Source organism: Flavobacterium sp., assembly GCF_032153895.1.
Taxonomy (GTDB): Bacteria; Bacteroidota; Bacteroidia; order Flavobacteriales; family Flavobacteriaceae; genus Flavobacterium.
The window spans coordinates 1-21,278 of the sequence record NZ_JALDYN010000034.1; the positions used below are offsets into that span (position 1 = coordinate 1).

General features: G+C 37.2%; 23 protein-coding genes. 13 read left to right on the top strand and 10 right to left on the bottom strand.

The features are described 5' to 3' along the window. Positions 1-47: 47 nt before the first annotated feature. Genes RUH60_RS10015 through RUH60_RS10040 form a run of 6 tightly spaced genes read left to right on the top strand, consistent with a single transcriptional unit; the run spans position 48 to position 3,230 of the window. A complete protein-coding gene (locus RUH60_RS10015) occupies positions 48-428 on the top strand; it encodes a PH domain-containing protein (RefSeq protein ID WP_313807915.1) in 381 nt (126 codons plus the stop codon). Between the two features lie 3 nt (positions 429-431). Further along, on the top strand, positions 432-1,250 hold the full coding sequence (gene murQ, locus RUH60_RS10020) for an N-acetylmuramic acid 6-phosphate etherase (protein WP_313807917.1): 819 nt from the start codon (positions 432-434) through the stop codon (positions 1,248-1,250). 12 nt (positions 1,251-1,262) lie between these two features. After that, a complete protein-coding gene (locus RUH60_RS10025) occupies positions 1,263-1,730 on the top strand; it encodes a hypothetical protein (RefSeq protein ID WP_313807919.1) in 468 nt (155 codons plus the stop codon). Then, the gene (locus tag RUH60_RS10030) at positions 1,731-1,958 is read left to right on the top strand and encodes a DUF6095 family protein (RefSeq protein ID WP_313807921.1); all 228 of its coding nucleotides are present in this window, start codon (positions 1,731-1,733) and stop codon (positions 1,956-1,958) included. A 4-nt stretch (positions 1,959-1,962) separates the two neighbouring features. After that, on the top strand, positions 1,963-2,334 hold the full coding sequence (locus RUH60_RS10035; RefSeq protein ID WP_313807923.1) for a DNA topoisomerase IV: 372 nt from the start codon (positions 1,963-1,965) through the stop codon (positions 2,332-2,334). A gap of 38 nt (positions 2,335-2,372) precedes the next feature. Continuing rightward, a complete protein-coding gene (locus tag RUH60_RS10040) occupies positions 2,373-3,230 on the top strand; it encodes a TerC family protein (RefSeq protein WP_313807925.1) in 858 nt (285 codons plus the stop codon). Positions 3,231-3,269: 39 nt separating this feature from the next. On the opposite strand, the gene RUH60_RS10045 is transcribed toward RUH60_RS10040, so the two are convergent. From RUH60_RS10045 to ychF, 7 genes are all read right to left on the bottom strand, one after another. Then, positions 3,270-3,992, bottom strand: a complete 723-nt coding sequence (locus RUH60_RS10045; RefSeq protein ID WP_313807927.1) for a MauE/DoxX family redox-associated membrane protein — start codon at positions 3,990-3,992, stop codon at positions 3,270-3,272. Positions 3,993-4,077: 85 nt separating this feature from the next. Then, positions 4,078-4,638 carry an AraC family transcriptional regulator gene (locus tag RUH60_RS10050; protein ID WP_313807929.1) on the bottom strand — a complete coding sequence of 187 codons (561 nt, stop codon included), beginning with the start codon at positions 4,636-4,638 and terminating at the stop codon, positions 4,078-4,080. A gap of 64 nt (positions 4,639-4,702) precedes the next feature. Further along, positions 4,703-7,363, bottom strand: coding sequence for a DNA gyrase/topoisomerase IV subunit A (locus RUH60_RS10055; protein WP_313807931.1), 2,661 nt, complete (start codon positions 7,361-7,363; stop codon positions 4,703-4,705). A gap of 29 nt (positions 7,364-7,392) precedes the next feature. Beyond that, complete coding sequence (locus RUH60_RS10060) at positions 7,393-9,261, bottom strand: DNA topoisomerase IV subunit B (RefSeq protein ID WP_313807933.1); 1,869 nt, start codon at positions 9,259-9,261, stop codon at positions 7,393-7,395. A gap of 153 nt (positions 9,262-9,414) precedes the next feature. Next, a complete protein-coding gene (locus tag RUH60_RS10065) occupies positions 9,415-10,098 on the bottom strand; it encodes a TIGR02117 family protein (RefSeq protein WP_313807935.1) in 684 nt (227 codons plus the stop codon). Between the two features lie 57 nt (positions 10,099-10,155). Next, complete coding sequence (locus tag RUH60_RS10070) at positions 10,156-10,683, bottom strand: NAD(P)H-dependent oxidoreductase (RefSeq protein ID WP_313807937.1); 528 nt, start codon at positions 10,681-10,683, stop codon at positions 10,156-10,158. Positions 10,684-10,766: 83 nt separating this feature from the next. Next, positions 10,767-11,861 (bottom strand): redox-regulated ATPase YchF, encoded by a 1,095-nt coding sequence (ychF, locus tag RUH60_RS10075; protein ID WP_313807939.1) that lies wholly within the window; start codon positions 11,859-11,861, stop codon positions 10,767-10,769. Positions 11,862-12,091: 230 nt separating this feature from the next. On the opposite strand from ychF, the gene RUH60_RS10080 reads away from it, so the two are divergent. Beyond that, the gene (locus RUH60_RS10080) at positions 12,092-12,628 is read left to right on the top strand and encodes a hypothetical protein (protein WP_313807941.1); all 537 of its coding nucleotides are present in this window, start codon (positions 12,092-12,094) and stop codon (positions 12,626-12,628) included. 27 nt (positions 12,629-12,655) lie between these two features. Here RUH60_RS10080 and RUH60_RS10085 read toward each other — a convergent pair whose 3' ends face one another. Both RUH60_RS10085 and RUH60_RS10090 read right to left on the bottom strand, forming a co-directional pair. Then, positions 12,656-13,105, bottom strand: a complete 450-nt coding sequence (locus tag RUH60_RS10085) for a hypothetical protein (protein WP_313807943.1) — start codon at positions 13,103-13,105, stop codon at positions 12,656-12,658. Between the two features lie 38 nt (positions 13,106-13,143). Further along, on the bottom strand, positions 13,144-13,494 hold the full coding sequence (locus tag RUH60_RS10090; RefSeq protein ID WP_313807945.1) for a 4Fe-4S dicluster domain-containing protein: 351 nt from the start codon (positions 13,492-13,494) through the stop codon (positions 13,144-13,146). Between the two features lie 70 nt (positions 13,495-13,564). Here RUH60_RS10090 and RUH60_RS10095 point away from each other — a divergent pair, with 70 nt between their 5' ends. Further along, positions 13,565-14,623, top strand: coding sequence for an acyl-CoA reductase (locus tag RUH60_RS10095; protein WP_313807947.1), 1,059 nt, complete (start codon positions 13,565-13,567; stop codon positions 14,621-14,623). A gap of 14 nt (positions 14,624-14,637) precedes the next feature. On the opposite strand, the gene RUH60_RS10100 is transcribed toward RUH60_RS10095, so the two are convergent. Further along, entirely contained in the window at positions 14,638-17,367 is a 2,730-nt protein-coding gene (locus RUH60_RS10100) for a T9SS type B sorting domain-containing protein (RefSeq protein WP_313807950.1), read from the bottom strand. Between the two features lie 245 nt (positions 17,368-17,612). Between RUH60_RS10100 and RUH60_RS10105 the strand changes: the two genes are divergently transcribed. From RUH60_RS10105 to RUH60_RS10125, 5 genes are all read left to right on the top strand, one after another. Then, positions 17,613-18,014, top strand: coding sequence for an HAD family acid phosphatase (locus RUH60_RS10105; protein ID WP_313807952.1), 402 nt, complete (start codon positions 17,613-17,615; stop codon positions 18,012-18,014). A gap of 8 nt (positions 18,015-18,022) precedes the next feature. Next, the gene (gene serC, locus RUH60_RS10110; RefSeq protein ID WP_313807953.1) at positions 18,023-19,093 is read left to right on the top strand and encodes a 3-phosphoserine/phosphohydroxythreonine transaminase; all 1,071 of its coding nucleotides are present in this window, start codon (positions 18,023-18,025) and stop codon (positions 19,091-19,093) included. Between the two features lie 15 nt (positions 19,094-19,108). Next, the gene (locus RUH60_RS10115; RefSeq protein WP_313807955.1) at positions 19,109-20,065 is read left to right on the top strand and encodes a D-2-hydroxyacid dehydrogenase; all 957 of its coding nucleotides are present in this window, start codon (positions 19,109-19,111) and stop codon (positions 20,063-20,065) included. A 57-nt stretch (positions 20,066-20,122) separates the two neighbouring features. Beyond that, a complete protein-coding gene (locus RUH60_RS10120; RefSeq protein ID WP_313807957.1) occupies positions 20,123-20,680 on the top strand; it encodes a hypothetical protein in 558 nt (185 codons plus the stop codon). Between the two features lie 106 nt (positions 20,681-20,786). Next, positions 20,787-21,224, top strand: a complete 438-nt coding sequence (locus RUH60_RS10125) for a DUF6146 family protein (protein ID WP_313807959.1) — start codon at positions 20,787-20,789, stop codon at positions 21,222-21,224. The last annotated feature ends 54 nt before the right edge of the window (positions 21,225-21,278 follow it).

A 21,278-nucleotide genomic window follows, 5' to 3' on the forward strand; every position in this document is an offset into this window, starting at 1 on the left:
TGGCGTATTTTATGTAAAACAACTATCTTTAAACAAATTCAAAACACATGGGATTATTCTCTGCTTTAATGGGAAATGCAGGCGCTGTAGACAAAGACAGCCTGATCAAAGACTACGGTAAATTATTAATTTCGGGTGAAGAAGTCGAATTAGGTTTCAAATTAATCCGCGATACGTTTATCTTCACGAACAAACGTCTTATTTTAATTGAAAAACAAGGCATTACCGGAAGTAAAGTAGAATACAAATCCATTACCTACAAAAGCATTTCACGTTTTAGCGTAGAAACTGCCGGAACTTTTGACTTGGAAGCCGAACTGAAAATCTGGGTTTCCAGCGAAGTTAATCCGAGTATTGTAAAACAGTTCAACAAATCGGTTAATGTGTATGATGTTCAAAATGTATTGGCACATCACGTATTGAGATAAATTATGGCGTTTACCAAAACTACTGAGCAATCTTCAAAGTACGAGCATCTGGAAAAGATGTCGGTTCATGATTTGCTAACCAACATCAACAACGAAGACAAAACAGTTCCTTTAGCGGTTGAAAAAGCCCTGCCACAAATTGAAACTTTAGTTGCCAAAGTGGTAGAACAGATGAAAAAAGGCGGTCGGTTATTTTATATCGGAGCCGGAACTTCTGGGAGATTAGGTATTGTTGATGCTTCGGAATGTCCGCCAACTTTTGGAGTTCCGTTTGATTTAGTCATCGGATTGATTGCTGGTGGTGATACTGCCATCCGTAAAGCTGTAGAATTCGCTGAAGACGACAAAGACCAAGCCTGGAAAGATTTATCAGAATGGAATATCAACGAAAATGATGTGGTAATCGGAATTGCAGCTTCAGGAACAACTCCTTATGTAATTGGAGGTTTGGAAAAATGCAACGAAAATAATATCACAACGGGATGCATCACTTGTAATGCCGGAAGTCCTTTAGCATTAACCGCAAAACTCCCAATTGAAGTAGTTGTTGGCCCGGAATTCGTAACCGGTAGTTCGCGCATGAAAGCCGGAACTGCTCAAAAGTTAGTGCTGAACATGATTTCCACCGCAACCATGATTCAACTTGGTCGTGTAAAAGGCAATAAAATGGTCGATATGCAACTCAGTAATGTAAAATTAATCGACCGCGGAGTTCGCATGATTATGGGTGAAATCCCTGTAACGTATGACGAAGCTAAAACTCTTTTGGAACAACATGGCAGCGTTCGTAAAGCCGTTGATTCTTATAATGCTAACCTATAAACCAAACCATACATGAAAAAACTATTTACCTTATTTGCTTTCTTGTTTGTCATTTCGGCTTTTTCCCAAAAAATCACCATGGATAAAGGCAAATTCTTTTCCAACGGCAAACAGTTGTCTACTTTCGAAACTAAAAAACTTTTAAGTTCTAATTACGAAGCAAGCACCTTATTCAAAAAAGGAAAAACCAAAGAAGGTGTTGGTGGTTTTCTATTAGGATTCGGAATTGCTATGGTAGCCGGAGATGCGGTTGTAGGATTAGTGAGTGACGTACAATATCCATCAGTGATGACTTATGTTGGTGGAGCTTCCATCATTACATCAATTCCGGTATTGTCAGGAAGAACCAAAAAAATCAAGAAAGCTATAGATGTGTACAACAGTTCTGCAGAAAACACTTTAGGTTTCCAAAACAATACCAATGTTGAAATGAACGTAATTGCGAATCAAAACGGTTACGGGCTTCAAATTCGATTTTAAATGAGTACCAACAAACAACTTTTAGTAAAAGGAATACGATATATGGCGATGGCGCTTCCATTGTTGTTTCTGGGCCCGAGCGTTATTCACAGTTCTTTCAAAAATCAGGAACATCCGCTTTATATTCCAATTTTAGGATTGGGAATCATCTTTTGTATGCTTTCTATCTTCTTGATGTTCAAAGGAATTCAAACCATTATGAAAAGTATGTTTGACGGAAATCAGTAATCTTATGAAAATTTTATCGCTAACCTTACTAGCCCTTACTTTAACCGCTTGTTACAACCAGGAGCGCAATTGTACCGATTACAAAACCGGAAAGTTTGAATTCGTTCAGGAAATCAACGGTAAGGAAACCAAATCAGTTTTTGACCGTCAGAAAGATATTCAAATTGAAACTTTCAACGGAAAAACCGATACAGCATCCGTTCGTTGGATTAACGATTGTGAATTTGTATTGCAAAAGTTACATCCGAAGAACATGCTGGAAAAAAAAGCCATTAGCATGAAAATCCTGACTACCAACGAGAAAGGTTATACTTTTGAATACGGATTTGTGGGCGATGCGAAAAAACAACGCGGTTCTGTAACAAAAATTGATTAACTTACGTTTAACAGCAGTATAAAAACTTAAACTATTACATGGAAACTTTACTAAACCCGGATGCTTGGATTGCATTACTTACCTTAACCTTTTTAGAAATTATTTTGGGAATCGACAACATCGTTTTCTTGTCAATCGTTTCTGGAAAATTAAAAGCCGAAGATCAGCCTAAAGCAAGACGAATAGGACTTTTATTGGCCATGTTGTTCCGAGTGATACTTTTGTTTGGAATCACGTGGGTAATGAGTTTGAAAGAATCGTTCATGGATTTCGATTGGGGCTTCGTTTCAGGTGGAATATCCGGTCAGAGTTTGATTGTTTTTGCCGGTGGATTGTTCCTACTATATAAATCTGTATCGGAAATTCACCATAAATTAGAAGGTGAAGAAGAAGGCACTGCAGGAAAAGCAAGTAATTCATTATCAGGAGCGATTATTCAGATTGCTTTATTGAATATCGTCTTCTCTTTTGACAGTATTTTAACTGCGGTTGGATTGGTAAGTGCTGCAGAACCGCCAGTTGGTTTTGGACCAGCCGGAGCATTGGAAATTATGGTTGGCGCCATTGTGATTTCAATCATCATCATGTTGATTTTTGCCGGACCGGTTTCTAAATTCGTTAACGAGCACCCAACGATTCAAATTCTTGGATTATCGTTCTTAATTCTAATTGGTGTGATGTTGTTAGCAGAAGGTTCGCATTTGGCAGAATTGAAATTCTTCGGAGGAACAGAAGTTCACAGCATACCAAAAGGCTATTTGTACTTCGCTATTTTCTTCTCATTATTCGTGGAATTCTTAAATCTGAAAATGAAGAAAAATGCTAAGAAACCAGTACAATTACACAACAATAAAATTTTAGATGACAAGTTAAAAGACGCTGATTATAACAACTAATAAATACAAAAAAAGCTCCCAAATTGGGAGCTTTTCTTTTTAAAGTAAGTGAAGTAGCATGTAGCTGCTCATCAAAATCATCAACGCATCTTCAATAATGGTGATGGTACTCATCGGCAAATTAAAAACTGCTCCTAAACAAGCACACTGAATTCGTTTCTTATTCAGTACAGACTGTAAAACACCAATAATACTTACTGTCATTACTATAAAAGCAACAGAATTTGTAACTAACGGATTAAAATCTATCAGATAAGCTATTCCTAAAAACAATTCCACAAAAGCATACAAATAAGCCCAAGCCGGAATCTTTTTGGCGACAATATCGTACATCATGTAGCTTTCAGCAAAACCTTTCAGATTCAACAATTTGAAAAAGGAAAACACTAAAAAGAATCCCGCCATAAAATGACGCATCCAAACTTCAAAATTAAAATGGTTTTGCTGTAATTGAATCAATAATGTAACTCCGGTAATGAAGGCAAAAATCAGTAAAACAGGTATATAGGTTTCCAAAAAAGACTTGGTGATTTCAACTGTTTCATTATGCTCCAAAGCTGAAATTGAATACTTACTATCTGTTGCTGACAAAACATTTTGCAAGGTTGTTAGCGCTATATGCTTATCCATAGTAATTTGTGCCGAATTTGTTTCTTTGGAAACTACAACATCCGTCACATCGGGAACAGAAAATAAAGCAGATTTTACTTTAGCCTCGCAACTCGAACAGGTCATGCCTGTTATTTGATAGGTATGTGTCATGATTTTATTAGTTTAATTACACTAACAAAGTTCCGAACTAAATACCAGTATCGTTTTGTAGAATTTCTGTTAAGAATTGTAATTTTTACAAATCTTCAATCTGTTTTCGCTTTTTCTCTTTGAGTTGTTTGAAATAACTTGGTGTAAAACCGGTAACTTTCTTAAACTGATTGCTCAAATACGCCACACTGCTGTAATTCAGTTTGTAAGCTATTTCACTTAGACTCAGCTCGTCATACATCAAAAGCTCTTTGACTTTTTCGATGCGTTGTACAATGAAGTATTTTTCAATGGTAGTTCCTTCCACTTCCGAAAACAGATTACTCACATAATTATAATCCAATCCGATTTTTGAACTAATAAAATCAGACAAATTGATTTTCATGGCTTCTGCATCATGATGAACCAGATTTATAATCAATGTTTTAACCTGTTCTATAATTCGGCTTTTTTTATCGTCAATTAGTTCAAAACCAAACTGAAGTAAGTGCTTTGCCAATACTTCTTTTTGAGTTTCGGATATTTCAGTTTGCAATGTTACTTCGCCTAATTCGACATCGATAATTGGCAAACCTAATTTCTCCAATTCAGACTGAACCACCATTTTACAGCGGCTGCACACCATATTTTTGATATAAATCTTCATTTCTGAATACTTCGTAGCTGTTTAAAACAAAAAAGTAACGGCTAAACCGCTACTTTCTGTATCATTATTCTAAAGTCAAAGTAATTTGACCGTCATCATCCAAACTAATGTTGTAATCGGTTAAATCGGTTCCTTCTTCGTCTTCGGATTGGTTGACTTCGATTTCTTCCGGAATCACTTCAACCGGTTCTTCAAATGGTAACGGTTCTAATAAATTCACTTGCTTCAATTTATCCGCTGTTAACTGATTCCCAAGCGCTTTGATTCCTTTTACAGCAATGAACTGTTCCATATCGATGGTTTGATTCTCTTTCTGAACACCTTTGCTTTTTGCAAAAATTAGCTCAGCAACCGGACGCCAATCGGTGGAAACGATTTCTAACTGTGACTTTTCGTTTTCCGAAATAAAGATTTCCTCTTTGTTTTCGTTTTCAACCAAGAAACGTTTGATGAAATAACGCTCTTTTTCTCCATCGAAATAAATCGCCGAAATCGGTTTCTTCGGATGCCATTTTTCAAGGATAATCATATCTTCGTCAAAATGCGTAGTCAGCTCCGGAATGATTGTTTTCAGTTTTCCGGATTGGTTGATAATCAGCAAACGGTCGTTTGGACGGAATTCGCCCAACAACTCACCTCTTCCATCCACATTCAAACGCTGAACGGTATCGTCAAACCAAATCTTACGCGGACGCAAGGTCGAAATCCCTTTCTCTTTCAGTTCGATTTTCTTAATCGGATATTTCGAAACTGTATTTCCTTTGGAAGCACGTCCTTTAATCATGATTTCAGCAAAATCAACATCCCATTTCAATTTCTTCACGCTTCCTACCTGACGCAATAAAATGGTCACGGTTTCCGCTTCTCCGTTAGGATTCGCTGAAAAATACAATACTTGTGAACCTGCTTTTTCCTGCGTTAAATCGTATTCTTTATCACGGGTAACTCCGGAAACATTGAAACGCTTGATGAACGCTGCTCCCGCTTTTCCGTCGCGGTAAATCATATTGTAAATCGTGCGCTTGTCGTTTTTGTCGAATACCGCCACATGTATGATATCTTTTCCAATGAATTTTTTATCATCCACCTTGGTAATCACCATTTTACCGTCACGTAAAAAGACAATTACATCGTCAATATCGGAACAATCAGCAACGTATTCGTCTTTCTTTAAACTGGTTCCAATAAAACCTTCTTCCCGATTTACGTATAATTTTGTATTTCTTAAGACAACTTTGGTTGCTTCGATCGTGTCGAAATTTCTAAGTTCGGTTAAGCGTTCACGGCCTTTTCCGTACTTTTCTTTCAGCTTGGCGAAATAATCAATCGCGTACTCAATCAGGTTATCCAAATAGTGTTTTACCTGTTCGATGTCGGATTCCAACTTCGCAATCGCTTCATCAGCTTTATCCGAGTCGAAACGCGTAATACGAATCATTGGAATCTGCGTCAGTTTCTGCAAATCTTCATCGACAATCTCACGAATCAGAATCTTTTTGAAAGGCTCGAAACGGTCGTACAAATAAGTGTATAACGATTCTCTGTCGGAATACAATTTAAAGTCGATGTACATTTCCTCACGGATGAAAATCTTCTCCAGATTCGAGAAATGCCATTTGGTTTCCAACTCGTCCAACTGAATTTCCAGCTCACGTTTTAAAATGTTTACTGTTCGGTTCGTTGATATTTTCAAAATGTCCGAAACGCCAATAAACAAAGGTCTGTTGCAATTTTCAATCACACAGCCTAAAGGTGCCAACGACGACTCACAATCGGTGAACGCATACAGCGCATCAATCATTTTGTCCGGCGAAGTTCCTGGTTGTAAATGGATTAAAATCTCAACTTCAGCGGCTGTATTGTCTTCAATTTTCTTGATTTTGATTTTCCCTTTCTCGTTGGCTTTCAGAATACTATCAATCAATTTCGTAGTATCAGTAGAAAACGGAATTTGGGAAATCACCAAAGTATTTTTATCCAACGGGGCAATTTTCGCGCGTACACGCACACGTCCGCCGCGCATACCATCGTTGTAGTTGGAAACGTCAGCGATACCGGCTGTTGGGAAATCAGGAAAAATCGTGAACGGCTTTCCTTTTAATATTTTTATCGAAGCATCGATTAATTCGTTAAAGTTGTGCGGCAATAATTTAGTCGATAAACCAACGGCAATCCCTTCCCCACCTTGCGCTAACAACAATGGGAATTTTACCGGTAAATGAATCGGTTCGTTTTTACGGCCGTCGTAGCTTAATTGCCATTCGGTAACTTTTGGAGAGAACAAAACATCGTTAGCAAATTTGCTCAAACGTGCCTCAATATAACGCGGTGCTGCTGCTCCATCGCCTGTTAGGATATTTCCCCAGTTTCCCTGGCAGTCAATCAATAATTCTTTTTGCCCGATGTTCACCATCGCATCGCCAATACTCGCATCTCCGTGTGGGTGATACTGCATGGTGTGCCCGATGATATTCGCCACTTTGTTGTAACGTCCGTCATCCAACTCTTTCATCGAGTGCATGATACGACGCTGTACCGGTTTAAAACCGTCTTCAATCGCCGGAACCGCACGCTCTAAGATTACATACGAGGCATAATCCAGAAACCAGTCTTTGTACATTCCGGTTACTTTGGTAATCGAATCGGAATGATCCAAATGCTCCTGGCTTTCGGGAGTAAAGTCCTGACTTTCGTCGGGGTTTATATTTTGATTTTCTTCGCTCATTTTTTAAGTTGTCAGTTTTACGTTGACAGTTAATTTGAACCTAATAATTCTTCAGCCGTGTCCAGCTCCACTTTCAGGTTGTTGATGATAAAATCCTGACGGTCTGGGGTGTTTTTTCCCATGTAGAATTCTAACAACTTTTCAATCGACATGGCTCGATCTAACATCACGGGATCTAAACGAATGTCCTGTCCGATGAAATGTTTGAACTCGTCCGGTGAAATTTCTCCCAATCCTTTGAATCGGGTGATTTCCGGTTTCGGTTTTAGTTTTTCAATTGCATCTACGCGCTCTTGGTCGCTGTAACAATAAATCGTTTCTTTTTTGTTTCGTACTCGGAATAACGGCGTTTGCAGGATGTACAAATGACCTTCTTTAATCAATTCCGGAAAAAACTGCAGGAAAAATGTAATCAACAGCAAACGAATGTGCATACCGTCAACGTCGGCATCAGTAGCGATAACGATGTTGTTGTAACGCAGGTTTTCGTAATCTTCTTCGATATCTAAAGCCGCCTGCAGTAAGTTGAATTCTTCGTTTTCATAAACAATTTTCTTGCTCATTCCGTACGAATTCAACGGTTTACCGCGCAAACTGAAAACCGCCTGCGTATTCACATCACGCGATTTGGTAATCGAACCCGATGCGGAATCTCCCTCAGTGATAAACAAAGTACTTTCTAGGTATCTTGGGTTTTTCACATCGGTTAAATGGACACGACAATCGCGTAATTTTTTATTATGCAAACTCGCTTTTTTAGCGCGCTCTTTGGCTAATTTTCGGATGCCTGAAAGTTCTTTACGCTCGCGTTCGGCTTGCAAAATCTTGCGAAGTAACATATCAGCTACTTCCGGATTTTTATGTAAGAAGTTATCTAACTTATTCTTGATGAAATCATTTACAAACGTACGAACAGATGGTCCTTTCGGTCCCATTTCGGTTGAACCTAATTTGGTTTTGGTCTGCGATTCAAATACCGGCTCTTCCACCTTAATCGCGATGGCTGCTACGATGGATTTACGGATATCGGACGCTTCAAAATTCTTATTGTAAAACTCTTTCAAGGTACGAACTACGCCTTCACGAAAAGCGCCCAAATGTGTTCCTCCTTGCGTAGTATTCTGTCCGTTTACGAACGAATAATATTCTTCAGAATATTGTGATTTACTGTGCGTTAAAGCTATTTCGATATCGTCTCCTTCCAAATGGATAATCGGATACACTCTGTCTTCTTCCAAAATGGTTTCATCGAGTAAATCTTTTAAACCGTATTCGGAAAAATACTTGTCACCGTTGTAATATAAAGTCAAACCGCGATTTAGGTACGTGTAGTTTTTGAGCATTTTCTCTACGTACTCGTTGCGGTATTTGTAGTTTTTAAAGATCGTATCATCGGCCACAAACGAAACTTTCGTACCGCGTCGTTTGGTGGTTTCCATCTGATCTTCTTCAATCGTTAAAAGACCAGCCGAAAATTCCGCCGCTTTCTGAAAATTATCCCGAACCGATTCCACACGGAAAAACGAAGACAAAGCATTCACGGCCTTGGTTCCCACTCCGTTCAATCCAATCGATTTTTTAAATGCTTTCGAGTCGTACTTTCCCCCGGTATTCATCTTCGAAACTACATCCACCACTTTTCCCAACGGAATACCACGACCGTAATCGCGAACAGTTACCAAGCGGTCTTTAATGGTTACCTCGATGGTTTTTCCGGCTCCCATGGCAAACTCGTCGATACAGTTATCGAGTACTTCCTTGAGTAAGATATAGATACCGTCATCAGGCGTAGAACCGTCGCCTAACTTCCCGATATACATTCCCGGACGGATGCGAATATGTTCCTGCCAGTCGAGAGAGCGTATGTTGTCTTCGGTGTACTGATTTTGCTCTAGCATAGAAAATTTTTGGAATTTCTGCTAAAATAAGCGAAATCAACCTGAAATAAAAGCAGTTTTAAGCAAAGTTATTGACAATCAAAGGATGAGTATTCAGTGTTCAGTAAGCAGAAAATAGAATTTGATATTTATCTGAATACTCAACACTGCCTACTACTCATAATGACACAAAATCCCTTTATCATAAACTGTCCATAAAGCGGCTTTCTGATTGGCAGTTTTTAAAGCGCTATTGGTCCAAGTGTTACAGGTGTAGAACAAATTGTAACTTCCCTTTGCTTCGTAAAAAACATCAGTTTTTCCGTAAACGGCATCGGTTTCGATTTTTTGAATTGAATCGTTTGAGGTCTGAAAAGAGTTTTCTATAAAAGATACTAGTTGCCTGTATTCAATATCAGAAATTGTCATTTTTTTGCACAATTCACCTTCTTTCATTCGTTTGTAAAAGGTACAATGCATCGCCGAAGTACTCAATCCGGAAGCCGCTTTAAACGCTGTCGAAAATTTCAAATCTGCCCAAGTTGGTGTATTTAAATAAAACCCTTTGTCGCCCCAACCAAAAGCTAAATAGTTGGCCGTTGTATCTTGACCTTTCGTATGTTGAAACTGTACCGTTTCCGACCAATTTTTTATATCGTTTTTTACCGGAACGACAATATCGGTATGTACTCCGTTGGATAACAAATAGATTTCGATTCCTTCTTTTGGGTTTACAACATCCTCATTAACAGATATTTTTGAAATCCCTAATACGGCAAGTACGTAAATTATTGTAAATCCGAGGATGGAAAGAAGCGTGAATAATATAATTTTGAAGGTTTTCTTTAGGGTTTTCATAATCGTTTGGTTTCTTAATCCTATGCAATTATTAAACCAGATTTTTAATCTTCTGCATTAAAAACTAAAATTCTTCACAATGTCCCTAACCTGATTATCCAATACCACATCACTGATTTTCATTTGCGCAACATCAAAATTAGTATTAAAACTTGGGAGTGAAAACGTAGCCAAAACATTCGCTCCATAGCGTGGAAAAGCATTCTTGGCGATTTCTAAAACACTGGCTCCACCTCGTCCGCCGGGTGAAGTTGCCATAAGAAGCATCGGTTTGTCCTGAAAAACTTTTACATTGATGCGAGAAGCCCAATCAAAAGTATTTTTAAAAGCCGCAGAATAATTGCCGTTGTTTTCAGCCATTGAAATCACTAACAAATCAGCAGTGGCAATTTTGTCTAAAAAAGCTTGTGCTAATGGATGCTGTCCAACTTCTTTCTCCAAATCCACACTAAAAAGCGGCAGGGCAAAGTCGTTTAAGTCTAAAACTTCCGTTTCATACTGCTCAAATAAAGTCGACACATAGGTTGCTAACTTCTTGTTGATGGAATTTTTACTAGGGCTGGCTCCGAAGGCGATTATTTTCATACTGATTGCTGATTAAGTCTTTTAAAAGTAATAAAAAAAGCGAAACAATACTGCTTCGCTTTCTAAGTCGTTTATATTTTCAATTATACATTGAAACGGAAATGCATCACATCACCATCTTTTACAATGTATTCTTTTCCTTCTACTCTTAGTTTTCCGGCTTCTTTTACTTTAGCTTCTGAACCGAAGTTGGAATAATCGTCAAAAGCAATTACTTCGGCACGGATAAATCCTTTTTCAAAATCAGTGTGGATTACTCCGGCTGCTTTTGGCGCTGTATCTCCGATGTTGATAGTCCAAGCACGTACTTCTTTCACACCCGCTGTAAAATAGGTTTGTAATTTCAATAATTTATAAGCAGCACGAATTAACACTGATGAACCCGGCTCGGTTAAACCTAGGTCTTGCAAGAACATCTGACGCTCTTCGTAACTTTCCAATTCGTTGATATCGGCTTCTGCTCCTACTGAAAGGATGATTACCTCAGCATCTTCGTCTTTTACTAATTCGCGTACTTGCTCTACGTACTTGTTTCCGTTTACAGCAGCGCTTTCATCAACATTACATACGTATAGAACCGGTTTTGCAGTAATTAGCTGAAAAGCATGCAGCAATTCCTCTTCATCCTGATTTTGAGGCACAACAGTACGAGCCGATTTTGCATTCAACAACGTTTCCTTGATACGATTAAGCAAAGCTTGTTCTGCTAGAGCTTCTTTGTTACCCACTTTCGCTGCTTTATTGGCTTTCTCTAAACGTTTTTCAACAGTTTCTAGGTCTTTTAACTGCAATTCGATATCGATAGTTTCTTTGTCACGGATTGGGTTTACATTACCATCAACGTGCACAATGTTATCGTTATCAAAACAACGCAATACGTGAATAATCGCATTACACTCACGGATGTTTCCTAAGAATTGGTTTCCTAATCCTTCTCCTTTGCTGGCTCCTTTAACCAAACCAGCAATATCTACGATATCTACAGTTGCCATTTGAACACGCTCCGGTTTTACCAATTCTTCTAAACGGTTGATACGCGGATCGGGTACGTTTACTACACCAATATTCGGTTCAATCGTACAAAACGGAAAGTTCGCACTCTGCGCCTTGGCGTTCGACAAACAGTTAAACAACGTTGATTTTCCAACATTAGGCAATCCTACAATTCCTGCTTTCATTTTAGTATGCGTTTACAGCTAACATTATCGTTAACAGATTATATGTCTTGTTTTAAAAGTGTGCAAATATACGTTATTCTTCCCAAGTATGAAACTGATTTTAAACCCTGATTTATACAATCGAAATCCAACAAAATGATAAAAATATAAGCATTTACAGAAATTATATAACAAACCTATCTAATGGCTAACGTAAATTTGTAACATACTAATCATAAAACAGTTACATTATGAAAACGACAATCTTATCAGTAATAGCATTATTCGTATCTGTAAACCTAGTAGCACAGAACAAAAATGTTCAACAAGAGGTAAAAACGACAGTTACAACCATTAAAGATTCCGATGGAGAAAGAACTATTGTAAAAAAAGAGAAAACCAACGAGGTACAGAATATCGAGTTAAAAGATGCCGAATCTAAAACCTTAAACAAAGAGATGAAAGACACTCCGGTAAACGTTACTTCAACTACTGAAGTTACTGTTGATGGTGTAACGCGCACTGTAGATGTGGACCGTTCGGCTTATTATTTATTGAACGGACAAAAGTATCAAATCGCAACCGATAAAACCGGATACACAATGACCCAGCCAAACAGCAAACGTACGGCATTGTTAAGAAAAACTTCCAATGACACCTATTTATACATTAACAGAAACAAAGTATCTGTAGGTTATTTTGATAAAGACGGAAACCTGGTTCTGGAAACCTATGACGACCGAAACGATAAAATGGTATTGGAAAAATTTGAGTTAGTTAAAGAGTAAAAAAAGCTGCCAACCGGCAGCTTTTTTTTATTTCCATGTTCTTATTTTTGGTTCTCGTTCAGGCAATACAATTCCCAAAACAATACTTCCAAAGATTAAGAGTAATATTCCGTAAAAGGCATCCCAAACGCTTATCCAAAAAAGAAAAAAGCTGTTGAGTTTAAAATTTTCCCTTCCTGTATTCCAAAATACGGTAACCTTATCGCCCTTTTCTAATGACGCGTATTCATTGCTCCAAGCTTCCGTGGTTACCGAAACCGTTTCACTTTCCAATTTAAATCGTACAATCGGAGCTTCATACTGAATGAAGTACACCGCATCATTTCCGGATTTATCTTTGGTCTCCACTTCTCTACTGAAATATTCAAAACCTACGACGGTTCCTTCAGCCTTCTCCGAAGAAAAATAAAGCACCGCTTTGTAACCAAAATTCAAAAGCAATAACACTGTCAGTAAACCTAAAAATATTCTTCCCATACCAATCAAAAAACCTCAGCAAAAGCCGAGGTTCTAATTTATTCGTTATGCAAAAACGACTGCCTGTTTAACAACGTTTCTTCATCTTCTACATGATTGTCATCCGGAACACAACAATCTACCGGACAAACGGCCGCACATTGTGGCTCTTCGTGAAATCCTTTACACTCCGTACATTTCCCTGGCACGATGTAATAAATATCGTCAGAAATTGGAGTTTGGGCTGCATCAGAGTCGACTTCGGTTCCATCAGGTAGAACGATTTTTCCGCTTAAACGGGTTCCGTCTTTCCAACGCCAATCGTCTGCACCTTCATATATTGCTGTATTAGGACACTCCGGCTCACATGCGCCGCAGTTGATACATTCGTCAGTTATAATGATTGCCATAGCTTATATTAATTTTTAACTGTAAATTTGTGCAAAATTACAATGTAAACCCTACATAAACAAGTAAGAAATGTCACAAAAGGAAATTATAGGAGCTTTTACTGATTTAGGCCAGTTTTTAAGTCAATTCTCTGAGAAAGAAAACATTAAAAATCCTGAAGTAAAATTCAACGATGCCTTTTATGAAGATTTCATTGCTTTAATTGCACTTTCGCAATCCCACAATGGCTGGTTTACGCCAGAACAGGTTTATTTTTCAATCCAATCGTGGGCGGAAGCTTTAACCGAAAAGAATTTAAACGAATGGTTGTCCAAATACGATTTCTCGAAGGTTCAGCCGAAAACCGTTGGATTAATTTTGGCCGGAAACATTCCGTTGGTTGGGTTTCATGACTTTCTTTCCGTTTTGGTTTCAGGACATAAGGTGATGGTTAAAATGTCGTCTAACGATCAAAAATTGTTACCATTTTTAGCAAAATATCTGATTGCTGTTCAGCCGGAATTAGAAACCAAAATCAATTTCGTGGAAGGAAAACTGGAAAGTTTCGATGCCGTAATCGCAACCGGAAGCAACAACACCGCCCGTTATTTCGAATACTATTTTAAAGACAAGCCGAGTATCATCCGTAAAAACAGAAACTCTGTCGCTGTATTGAACGGTAAAGAAACCAAAGAAGATTTAACTCGTTTAGGTGAAGATATTTTCCGTTACTTCGGATTAGGTTGTCGCAATGTTTCCAAAATTTTTGTGCCAAAAGGTTATGATTTCAAGGCTTTTTTTGAAGCCATTTTCTTGTACGGCGACATCATCCATTATGAAAAATACGCTAACAATTACGATTACAACAAAGCGGTTTTTCTGATGAGCCTTTTCCCTTTATTGGATAATGAATTTTTGACTTTGAAGGAAGATTCAAGCTATGCTTCGCCTATTTCCTCTGTGTTTTATGAGTTCTATGATGATATTGAATCGGTAAAAACTCGTTTGAAAAATGATTCAGAAATGATTCAGTGTATTGTATCCGACAATTTAATAGAAAACAGCATTCCATTCGGACAAACGCAAAAACCAAAGTTATGGGATTATGCTGATAATGTAGATACGGTTAAGTTCGCGCTTTCAATATAGATTCATTTAATGAATTATCTAAACAACGAAAAATGACCGTGATATATCATTTTTTTATCCGTAGTTCGAATTATTTTAAACCAATAATCTGTTGAAGGCATTTCTTGTTCATTGTATTTGCCATCCCAACCCTCACTTTTCTCATTAAAAACAGTTATAAATTTACCATACCGATCGTAAATTTCCACGTCTGTAAAAAACTGAAACTGCGCATATTTCACCTTCCAAAAATCATTAATCCCATCCCCGTTTGGTGTGAAAAAGTTTGGATACGACATCACATAAATTTCATTAGAAATTGCCAAACAATCTGCTAGATTATTTCTCACGAATACAAAATATTCACCACTAACCAAATTATCAAAGTAATTACTATCCTGAAAATTTATTCCATCCAATGAATAACTATAATTATCATCATAGGGCAAAATGGTAATGCTATTATTGTTTGTTAAATCATCAACTGTCACCTTTGTGATTTCAGGAGGATGAACCATATTTAAGTTTAGCTCTACAATTTTGAAACAGCCACCAGAACTTGAATAAATACCGGTATAAACTGTTTGATTTGTCGCTTGATAAGCAGAAAAATTTGAAATAGGATTTAAATTTCCCACCGCATCAGAGTGAGAATCAAAATATGAAAACGAAAATTCATTTACAGCTAAACCAACAAAATTTTGAACATAATCAGATAGATTTACAATTTCATAATTGTCTTTATCTGCATCACAAATATAGGCCGTGTGATTACTAGTCAGCAAACTCATTTGGTTTACAGTAATGCTCACGCGATTACTCTCGCAGTTACTATTATTTTGCGAAACGTAATACGTACTATTCGGATTAATTACCCAATCACTTCCAACACTTTCTCCTCCGACAGGCTCTAAATAGAATGTTAGATTTTGTCCTTGAATATCCAAATCAGACAGCCTCATTCCTTGAAAGTAGCACGGTTGAACAACACTAATTATGGGTGGACTCGAAGGAGGCAAAATACTTACCTGCAATGGAAACCTTCCAACATTGGTACAATTTTCAACATTGTTTTCATAATACAGCGTAAGCCCATTTGTTAACTGGAAATCATTCGTTAATTGAACTGTTGATCCCATTGATACATACCATTTTACATTTGGCCCGGTTGGATTTATATCAGCTATTGTTGGGTTTGGATATTGAGTGGAGCATACTTCAAATGTATCATCAAAAAAAGGAATTGAAGCGCAATTTTTCAATTTTAAAACAAAACCTGCTTGTTCAGGAAGATACTCACCCACATATTCATTAAAAAACAACTCTGGAGTTAATACATACTCATTGGTTGCATGCGGATCAAAGTCGATTGTTCTTGTAAAAAAGCCTCCCAATAATATGTTATCATTAATATCAGTATGAATGGTATTAGTAAAAACCTTATCTGGAGGTACGTTCTGATAAATACCTTTAGCATCAATTAATTCGCCGGTAGTTTTTATTTTGAGTATGACTGTATCATAATTATAAGTTGCGATAGTTGTATTTTGGTTTGCGTAATTGAATTCGGTATCCATTCCTACTCTTACCGGCACTATCAATTCTCCAAGACTGTTAAAAGCAAATACATTTCCATCCTGATTACCAGAACCATATATCGGAACATTCCATATAAGGTTTCCGGCTGTATTCATTTTAAACAAAACCAATTCATTTTGTTGAACAACCGGAAGATTTTCAACAAGAACATTATTAAACAATACAGAAAATGACCCTGAATATTTTGCAAAAAAATAGACATTATCCGATTCGTCTACTCTTATTTGTGAAAGTGGATGATTAAGAAAATCAATAATATAATTTTCATCACCATTTGGAGATAGCTTACTGACAAAACGATTTAATCCGTTATTTTGTAAAACAGTAGTTCCAAACGCAAAACTATTCGCATAGCTTCCTGTAGTGTAAATATTATTCTGACTATCAATAGAAGCACTTGTAAAACCATTATTGCTATTACCGTCCTGATTATTAAATGTTTTTTCCCAAATGGTAGTAAGGTTGGTATTTAATTTAGCTACATATCCCCATTCTTGGTGATCTTCACTTGGAATATCAACATTGTATTTCACAGTATATCCAACAACAACTATGGTATTAGTTTGGTCTTTAACCATGTAAGTTAGCCTCTTATCTTCGAATAATCTCGAATCTATATAATTCCCATCCGAATCCAAAATATAAATAAAACCATATGTCTTGTTAGTATTTAAATTCTCGTGAGTTGGCGTAAGAACATTAGGTAGGGAAATATTTTCAGGGTTTGAATTAAAAAACAAGGACGTACCATTAGGCCTTGCTGAACCACTAACAATTATATTCCCATTGTTATCTGTAAGTATTGAACTAATTAAATAAGAACCATATTTTAAATCTTTAACCCATATAACGTTCTTGTCTTGATCTAGTTTTGCAACAAAACCATTAGGTGACGAATAATCTCCATTACGAACAAATCCTTCTTCACCATCTCCAAAATCTACAACACCCCAAAAATTTCCTGCTATATAAATGTCATTATTACCATTTGTTATTACTTGATTAACATGTGAATTTGATGAATAGCTATTTTGATTAGTACCTCTTGTATTATAAACCCATTCAAATTCTTGCCCTCTTAATTGTAAAGAAATGCAAATCAAGAAAAATGACACTAAAATTTTATTTAGCTTTAAATAATTACTATTTCTTAAAATTAAATCCATCATTTTGAATAGATGCCCTAAACTATCTATATATACAAAGATAAAAAAAGATAATTATTCTGACATTCTTTTACTATTCAGGAATAATATTATCATATCTAATTCCTTATTACTTCCGACTCCCAATGCCTTACATTTTTCAATTAAAACAAGATAATAAGTGCAAAAAAGTAAGTATTCAAATAATTTCTATTATTTTTTAATAGCCGATGGGTCAATTTTGCGTGCATTAAACACACAACCTAATGCAACTAGAACACAAAAACAATGTCAGTCCGGTTTTACAGGACGGCGTTAAGAACTACCTCATCGACATCGACGGTACCATCACCGAAGATGTTCCCAACGAACAACCCGAGCGAATGGCTACCTGCGAGCCTTTTCCCGATGCTTTGGAAACCATCAATAAATGGTATGACGAAGGACATCAGATTTGCTTTTTCACTTCCCGAACCGAAGAACATCGCGAAGTTACAACACAATGGCTTGATAAACATGGTTTTAAATACCACAGCATTTTATTAGGCAAACCTCGTGGCGGAAATTATCACTGGATTGACAATCATTTGGTAAAAGCTACGCGATATAATGGTAAATTTACCGATTTAGTAGAGAAAGAAGTCGTAATTCAGGTTTTTAAAGATTAAGTATTACAATGAAAAAACATAATTTCAGCGCCGGACCGTGTATTTTACCTCAGGAAGTTTTTGAGAAAGCGGCTCAGGCTGTTTTAGATTTCAACGGAATGGGATTGTCAATTTTAGAAATTTCCCACCGTGACAAAGCCTTTGTGGCTGTAATGGAAGAAGCCCGCGCTTTAGCCTTAGAACTTTTAGGATTAACCGGAAAAGGATACCAAGTCTTATTTTTACAAGGCGGCGCGAGTATGGAGTTTTTACGCATTCCGTACAACTTGATGAGAGAGAACGGAAAAGCCGCTTATTTAGACACCGGAACCTGGGCAAGTGGAGCCATCAAAGAAGCGAAAGCTTTTGGTGAAACCGTAGTCGTAGCATCGTCAAAACCTGAAAATTACAATCATATTCCGAAAGAATTCGTTATTCCGAATGATGCCGATTATTTTCACTGTACGAGCAATAATACCATCTTCGGAACACAAATGAAAAGTTTTCCGGAAACGAATGTACCAATGGTTTGCGATATGAGCTCGGATATTTTCTCAAGAACCTTAGACTTTTCAAAATTCGATTTGATTTACGCCGGAGCTCAGAAAAACATGGGACCAGCCGGAGTTACATTAATCGTAGTAAAAGAAGAACTTTTAGGAAAAACCGAAAGAACCATTCCAAACATTATGAGCTATCAGCAGCATATTGAAAAAGAAAGCATGTATAACACACCGCCAGTTTTCGCGGTTTACACGTCACTTTTAACGATGCAATGGTTGAAAAATTTAGGTGGAATTGCCGCTATCGAAAAACAAAACGAAGCCAAAGCCAAATTGCTATACGACGAAATCGACCGAAATCCTTTGTTCATCGGAACAACCGTAAAAGAAGACCGTTCGTTAATGAACGTAACTTTTTTACTAAAAGACGAAAATCATAAAGTACGATTCGATTCAATGTGGAAAGCAGCTGGAGTTTCAGGTATTAACGGCCATCGCTCGGTAGGTGGTTATCGTGCCTCGATGTACAATGCCTTACCAATTGAAAGCGTTCAGGTTTTAGTGAACGTCATGAAAGATTTAGAAAACAAGATTTAAAAGACTTATCATAAAATGAAAATATTAGCCAACGACGGTTTATCACCAAGCGGAATTCAAACCTTGGAAAAAGCCGGATTTGAAGTAATCACCACAAAAGTAGCTCAGGAACAAGTAGCTAACTACATCAATAACAACAGCATCGATGTAATATTGGTGCGCAGTGCTACAAAAGTCCGTAAAGATATTATTGACAGTTGTCCATCCATCAAAATCATTGGTCGCGGCGGTGTTGGTATGGATAATATTGATGTGGATTATGCTGTAGAAAAAGGAATCCACGTTATCAACACACCGGCTGCTTCTTCAGAATCTGTGGCGGAATTGGTTTTTGCCCACTTGTTTTCCGGAGCGCGATTTTTACACGATGCTAACCGAAATATGCCTTTGGATGGCGATTCGCAATTCAACAGTTTGAAAAAAGCGTATTCTGACGGAATTGAGTTACGCGGAAAAACCATTGGAATCATCGGTTTTGGAAGAATTGGTCGTGAAGTTGCCCGAATGGCGCTAGGCTTGGGAATGAAAGTTATTGCTTCGGATAAACATGTGGATGAAGCCACCATCAAGGTCGATTTTTACAACGGTCAGTTCATCAACGTAAATATTGAGACCGAACCGATTGAAGACATCTTCAAACACGCTGATTTTATTACTGTTCACACACCGTTTTTAGGTAATCATTTGATTGGTAAAAAAGAATTTGATTTAATGAAAGAAGGCGTCGGCATCATCAACTGTGCTCGTGGCGGTGTAATTGACGAAGTAGCTTTAATAGACGCTTTAGACGAAGAAAAAGTACTTTTCGCAGGTTTGGATGTTTTTGAAGAAGAACCAACGCCGGCTATTCAGGTTTTGATGAATCCTAAGATTTCGATGACACCTCATATTGGAGCTGCAACTCTAGAAGCTCAGGACCGAATTGGCACAGAACTTGCTGAGCAGATTATCAGTTTATTAAAAAATGAATAACACTTTTGTAATTCTTTTTTTCTTAAATTTGATATTCAACCTTAAAAATTAAATGCAATGTTAGATCAAATAACAGAATTAGTAAAACAATACGGCGGTGATGCCATTGTAAATAATCAAGATGTTCCGAACGAGCACAATGAAGCCGTAATGAACGAAACCAGCGACTCAATTCTTAATGGATTAAAAGGTATGGTAGCTAATGGAAACTTCAGTGATATTGCCGGTTTACTGAACAACGGTTCAATCGATTCGTCAAATCCTGTGGTTAAACAATTAACGGAGCAACTTTCCGGAAATTTAGGACAGAAATACGGTTTGAGCAGCGAAGCTTCTTCGGGACTTGCAGGGAGCATTATTCCAAAAATATTAGGTTCTTTAATTGGAAAAGCGAAAGATCCGAACCAACCGGGTTTTGATGTTTCTGATATTGTAAAATCAATCGGAGGTAGTAATTCTGGTGGTTTAATGGACGCTGTAACCAAATACGGCGGTCAATTCGGTTTAGATCAAAACAACGACGGAAAAGTAGACATGAAAGATGCAACTGCTGCTATGTCAGGAAAAAGCGGAGGCCTTTTAGGCGGATTGCTTGGAAAACTTTTCGGAAAATAATATTTCAACATTCTATAGAAAAGCCAGACAGTATTGTTTGGCTTTTTTTGTTAAAGGAATTTCACAATCAATTGATATTTAGTAACTTTATAAGAAAATTCATGTGATGAAAAATTTGATTTGTACATTCTTCATAGTCGCGATTTCAGTTTTTTTCGGATGTAATTCTGCTTCAAAACCTGTTTCGGATAATTCTGTTCAAGGTAAATCAGGAGATACCATTAGAATTGCTAACGATTCCCTTGAATATGAAATCATAATCATTGATGGTAGATTCAATTCATGGCTCTATTCCAATGCAAGACCTAGAGGATTCTATTCACAAAGTTTTCTTGAAGGCCGAAACATACCTTGGGTCATTGAATGGAACCAAAGAGTTGTCAGCCCTAGAAACCAAAGAGAATCCAACTTATTTATGATGTCTATTGACTACCAGAATGGCGTTAATTATGGCTATGAAGTAAATTATATGCTCTACAATTATCTGGTATATTTTCAAACTGAAAATAATATTCGCCTAGGAGGTTTTGCACCTCGACCATAATTTGTATTTTTGAGCATATTTCAGAAAAATGGCAAATTTAAAAGAGCGTTGGGG

What these genes read in the sequence shown, in the direction of transcription:
- RUH60_RS10060 (WP_313807933.1), bottom strand. Translation starts at nt 9,261, where the DNA reads ATGCTAGAGCAAAATCAGTACACCGAAGACAACATACGCTCTCTCGAC.
- serC (WP_313807953.1), top strand. Translation starts at nt 18,023, where the DNA reads ATGAAAAAACATAATTTCAGCGCCGGACCGTGTATTTTACCTCAGGAA.
- RUH60_RS10090 (WP_313807945.1), bottom strand. Translation starts at nt 13,494, where the DNA reads ATGGCAATCATTATAACTGACGAATGTATCAACTGCGGCGCATGTGAG.
- RUH60_RS10080 (WP_313807941.1), top strand. Translation starts at nt 12,092, where the DNA reads ATGAAAACGACAATCTTATCAGTAATAGCATTATTCGTATCTGTAAAC.
- RUH60_RS10105 (WP_313807952.1), top strand. Translation starts at nt 17,613, where the DNA reads ATGCAACTAGAACACAAAAACAATGTCAGTCCGGTTTTACAGGACGGC.
- RUH60_RS10015 (WP_313807915.1), top strand. Translation starts at nt 48, where the DNA reads ATGGGATTATTCTCTGCTTTAATGGGAAATGCAGGCGCTGTAGACAAA.
- RUH60_RS10100 (WP_313807950.1), bottom strand. Translation starts at nt 17,367, where the DNA reads ATGGATTTAATTTTAAGAAATAGTAATTATTTAAAGCTAAATAAAATT.
- ychF (WP_313807939.1), bottom strand. Translation starts at nt 11,861, where the DNA reads ATGAAAGCAGGAATTGTAGGATTGCCTAATGTTGGAAAATCAACGTTG.
- RUH60_RS10030 (WP_313807921.1), top strand. Translation starts at nt 1,731, where the DNA reads ATGAGTACCAACAAACAACTTTTAGTAAAAGGAATACGATATATGGCG.
- RUH60_RS10035 (WP_313807923.1), top strand. Translation starts at nt 1,963, where the DNA reads ATGAAAATTTTATCGCTAACCTTACTAGCCCTTACTTTAACCGCTTGT.
- RUH60_RS10085 (WP_313807943.1), bottom strand. Translation starts at nt 13,105, where the DNA reads ATGGGAAGAATATTTTTAGGTTTACTGACAGTGTTATTGCTTTTGAAT.
- RUH60_RS10070 (WP_313807937.1), bottom strand. Translation starts at nt 10,683, where the DNA reads ATGAAAATAATCGCCTTCGGAGCCAGCCCTAGTAAAAATTCCATCAAC.
- murQ (WP_313807917.1), top strand. Translation starts at nt 432, where the DNA reads ATGGCGTTTACCAAAACTACTGAGCAATCTTCAAAGTACGAGCATCTG.
- RUH60_RS10095 (WP_313807947.1), top strand. Translation starts at nt 13,565, where the DNA reads ATGTCACAAAAGGAAATTATAGGAGCTTTTACTGATTTAGGCCAGTTT.
- RUH60_RS10115 (WP_313807955.1), top strand. Translation starts at nt 19,109, where the DNA reads ATGAAAATATTAGCCAACGACGGTTTATCACCAAGCGGAATTCAAACC.
- RUH60_RS10125 (WP_313807959.1), top strand. Translation starts at nt 20,787, where the DNA reads ATGAAAAATTTGATTTGTACATTCTTCATAGTCGCGATTTCAGTTTTT.
- RUH60_RS10120 (WP_313807957.1), top strand. Translation starts at nt 20,123, where the DNA reads ATGTTAGATCAAATAACAGAATTAGTAAAACAATACGGCGGTGATGCC.
- RUH60_RS10050 (WP_313807929.1), bottom strand. Translation starts at nt 4,638, where the DNA reads ATGAAGATTTATATCAAAAATATGGTGTGCAGCCGCTGTAAAATGGTG.
- RUH60_RS10045 (WP_313807927.1), bottom strand. Translation starts at nt 3,992, where the DNA reads ATGACACATACCTATCAAATAACAGGCATGACCTGTTCGAGTTGCGAG.
- RUH60_RS10040 (WP_313807925.1), top strand. Translation starts at nt 2,373, where the DNA reads ATGGAAACTTTACTAAACCCGGATGCTTGGATTGCATTACTTACCTTA.
- RUH60_RS10055 (WP_313807931.1), bottom strand. Translation starts at nt 7,363, where the DNA reads ATGAGCGAAGAAAATCAAAATATAAACCCCGACGAAAGTCAGGACTTT.
- RUH60_RS10065 (WP_313807935.1), bottom strand. Translation starts at nt 10,098, where the DNA reads ATGAAAACCCTAAAGAAAACCTTCAAAATTATATTATTCACGCTTCTT.
- RUH60_RS10025 (WP_313807919.1), top strand. Translation starts at nt 1,263, where the DNA reads ATGAAAAAACTATTTACCTTATTTGCTTTCTTGTTTGTCATTTCGGCT.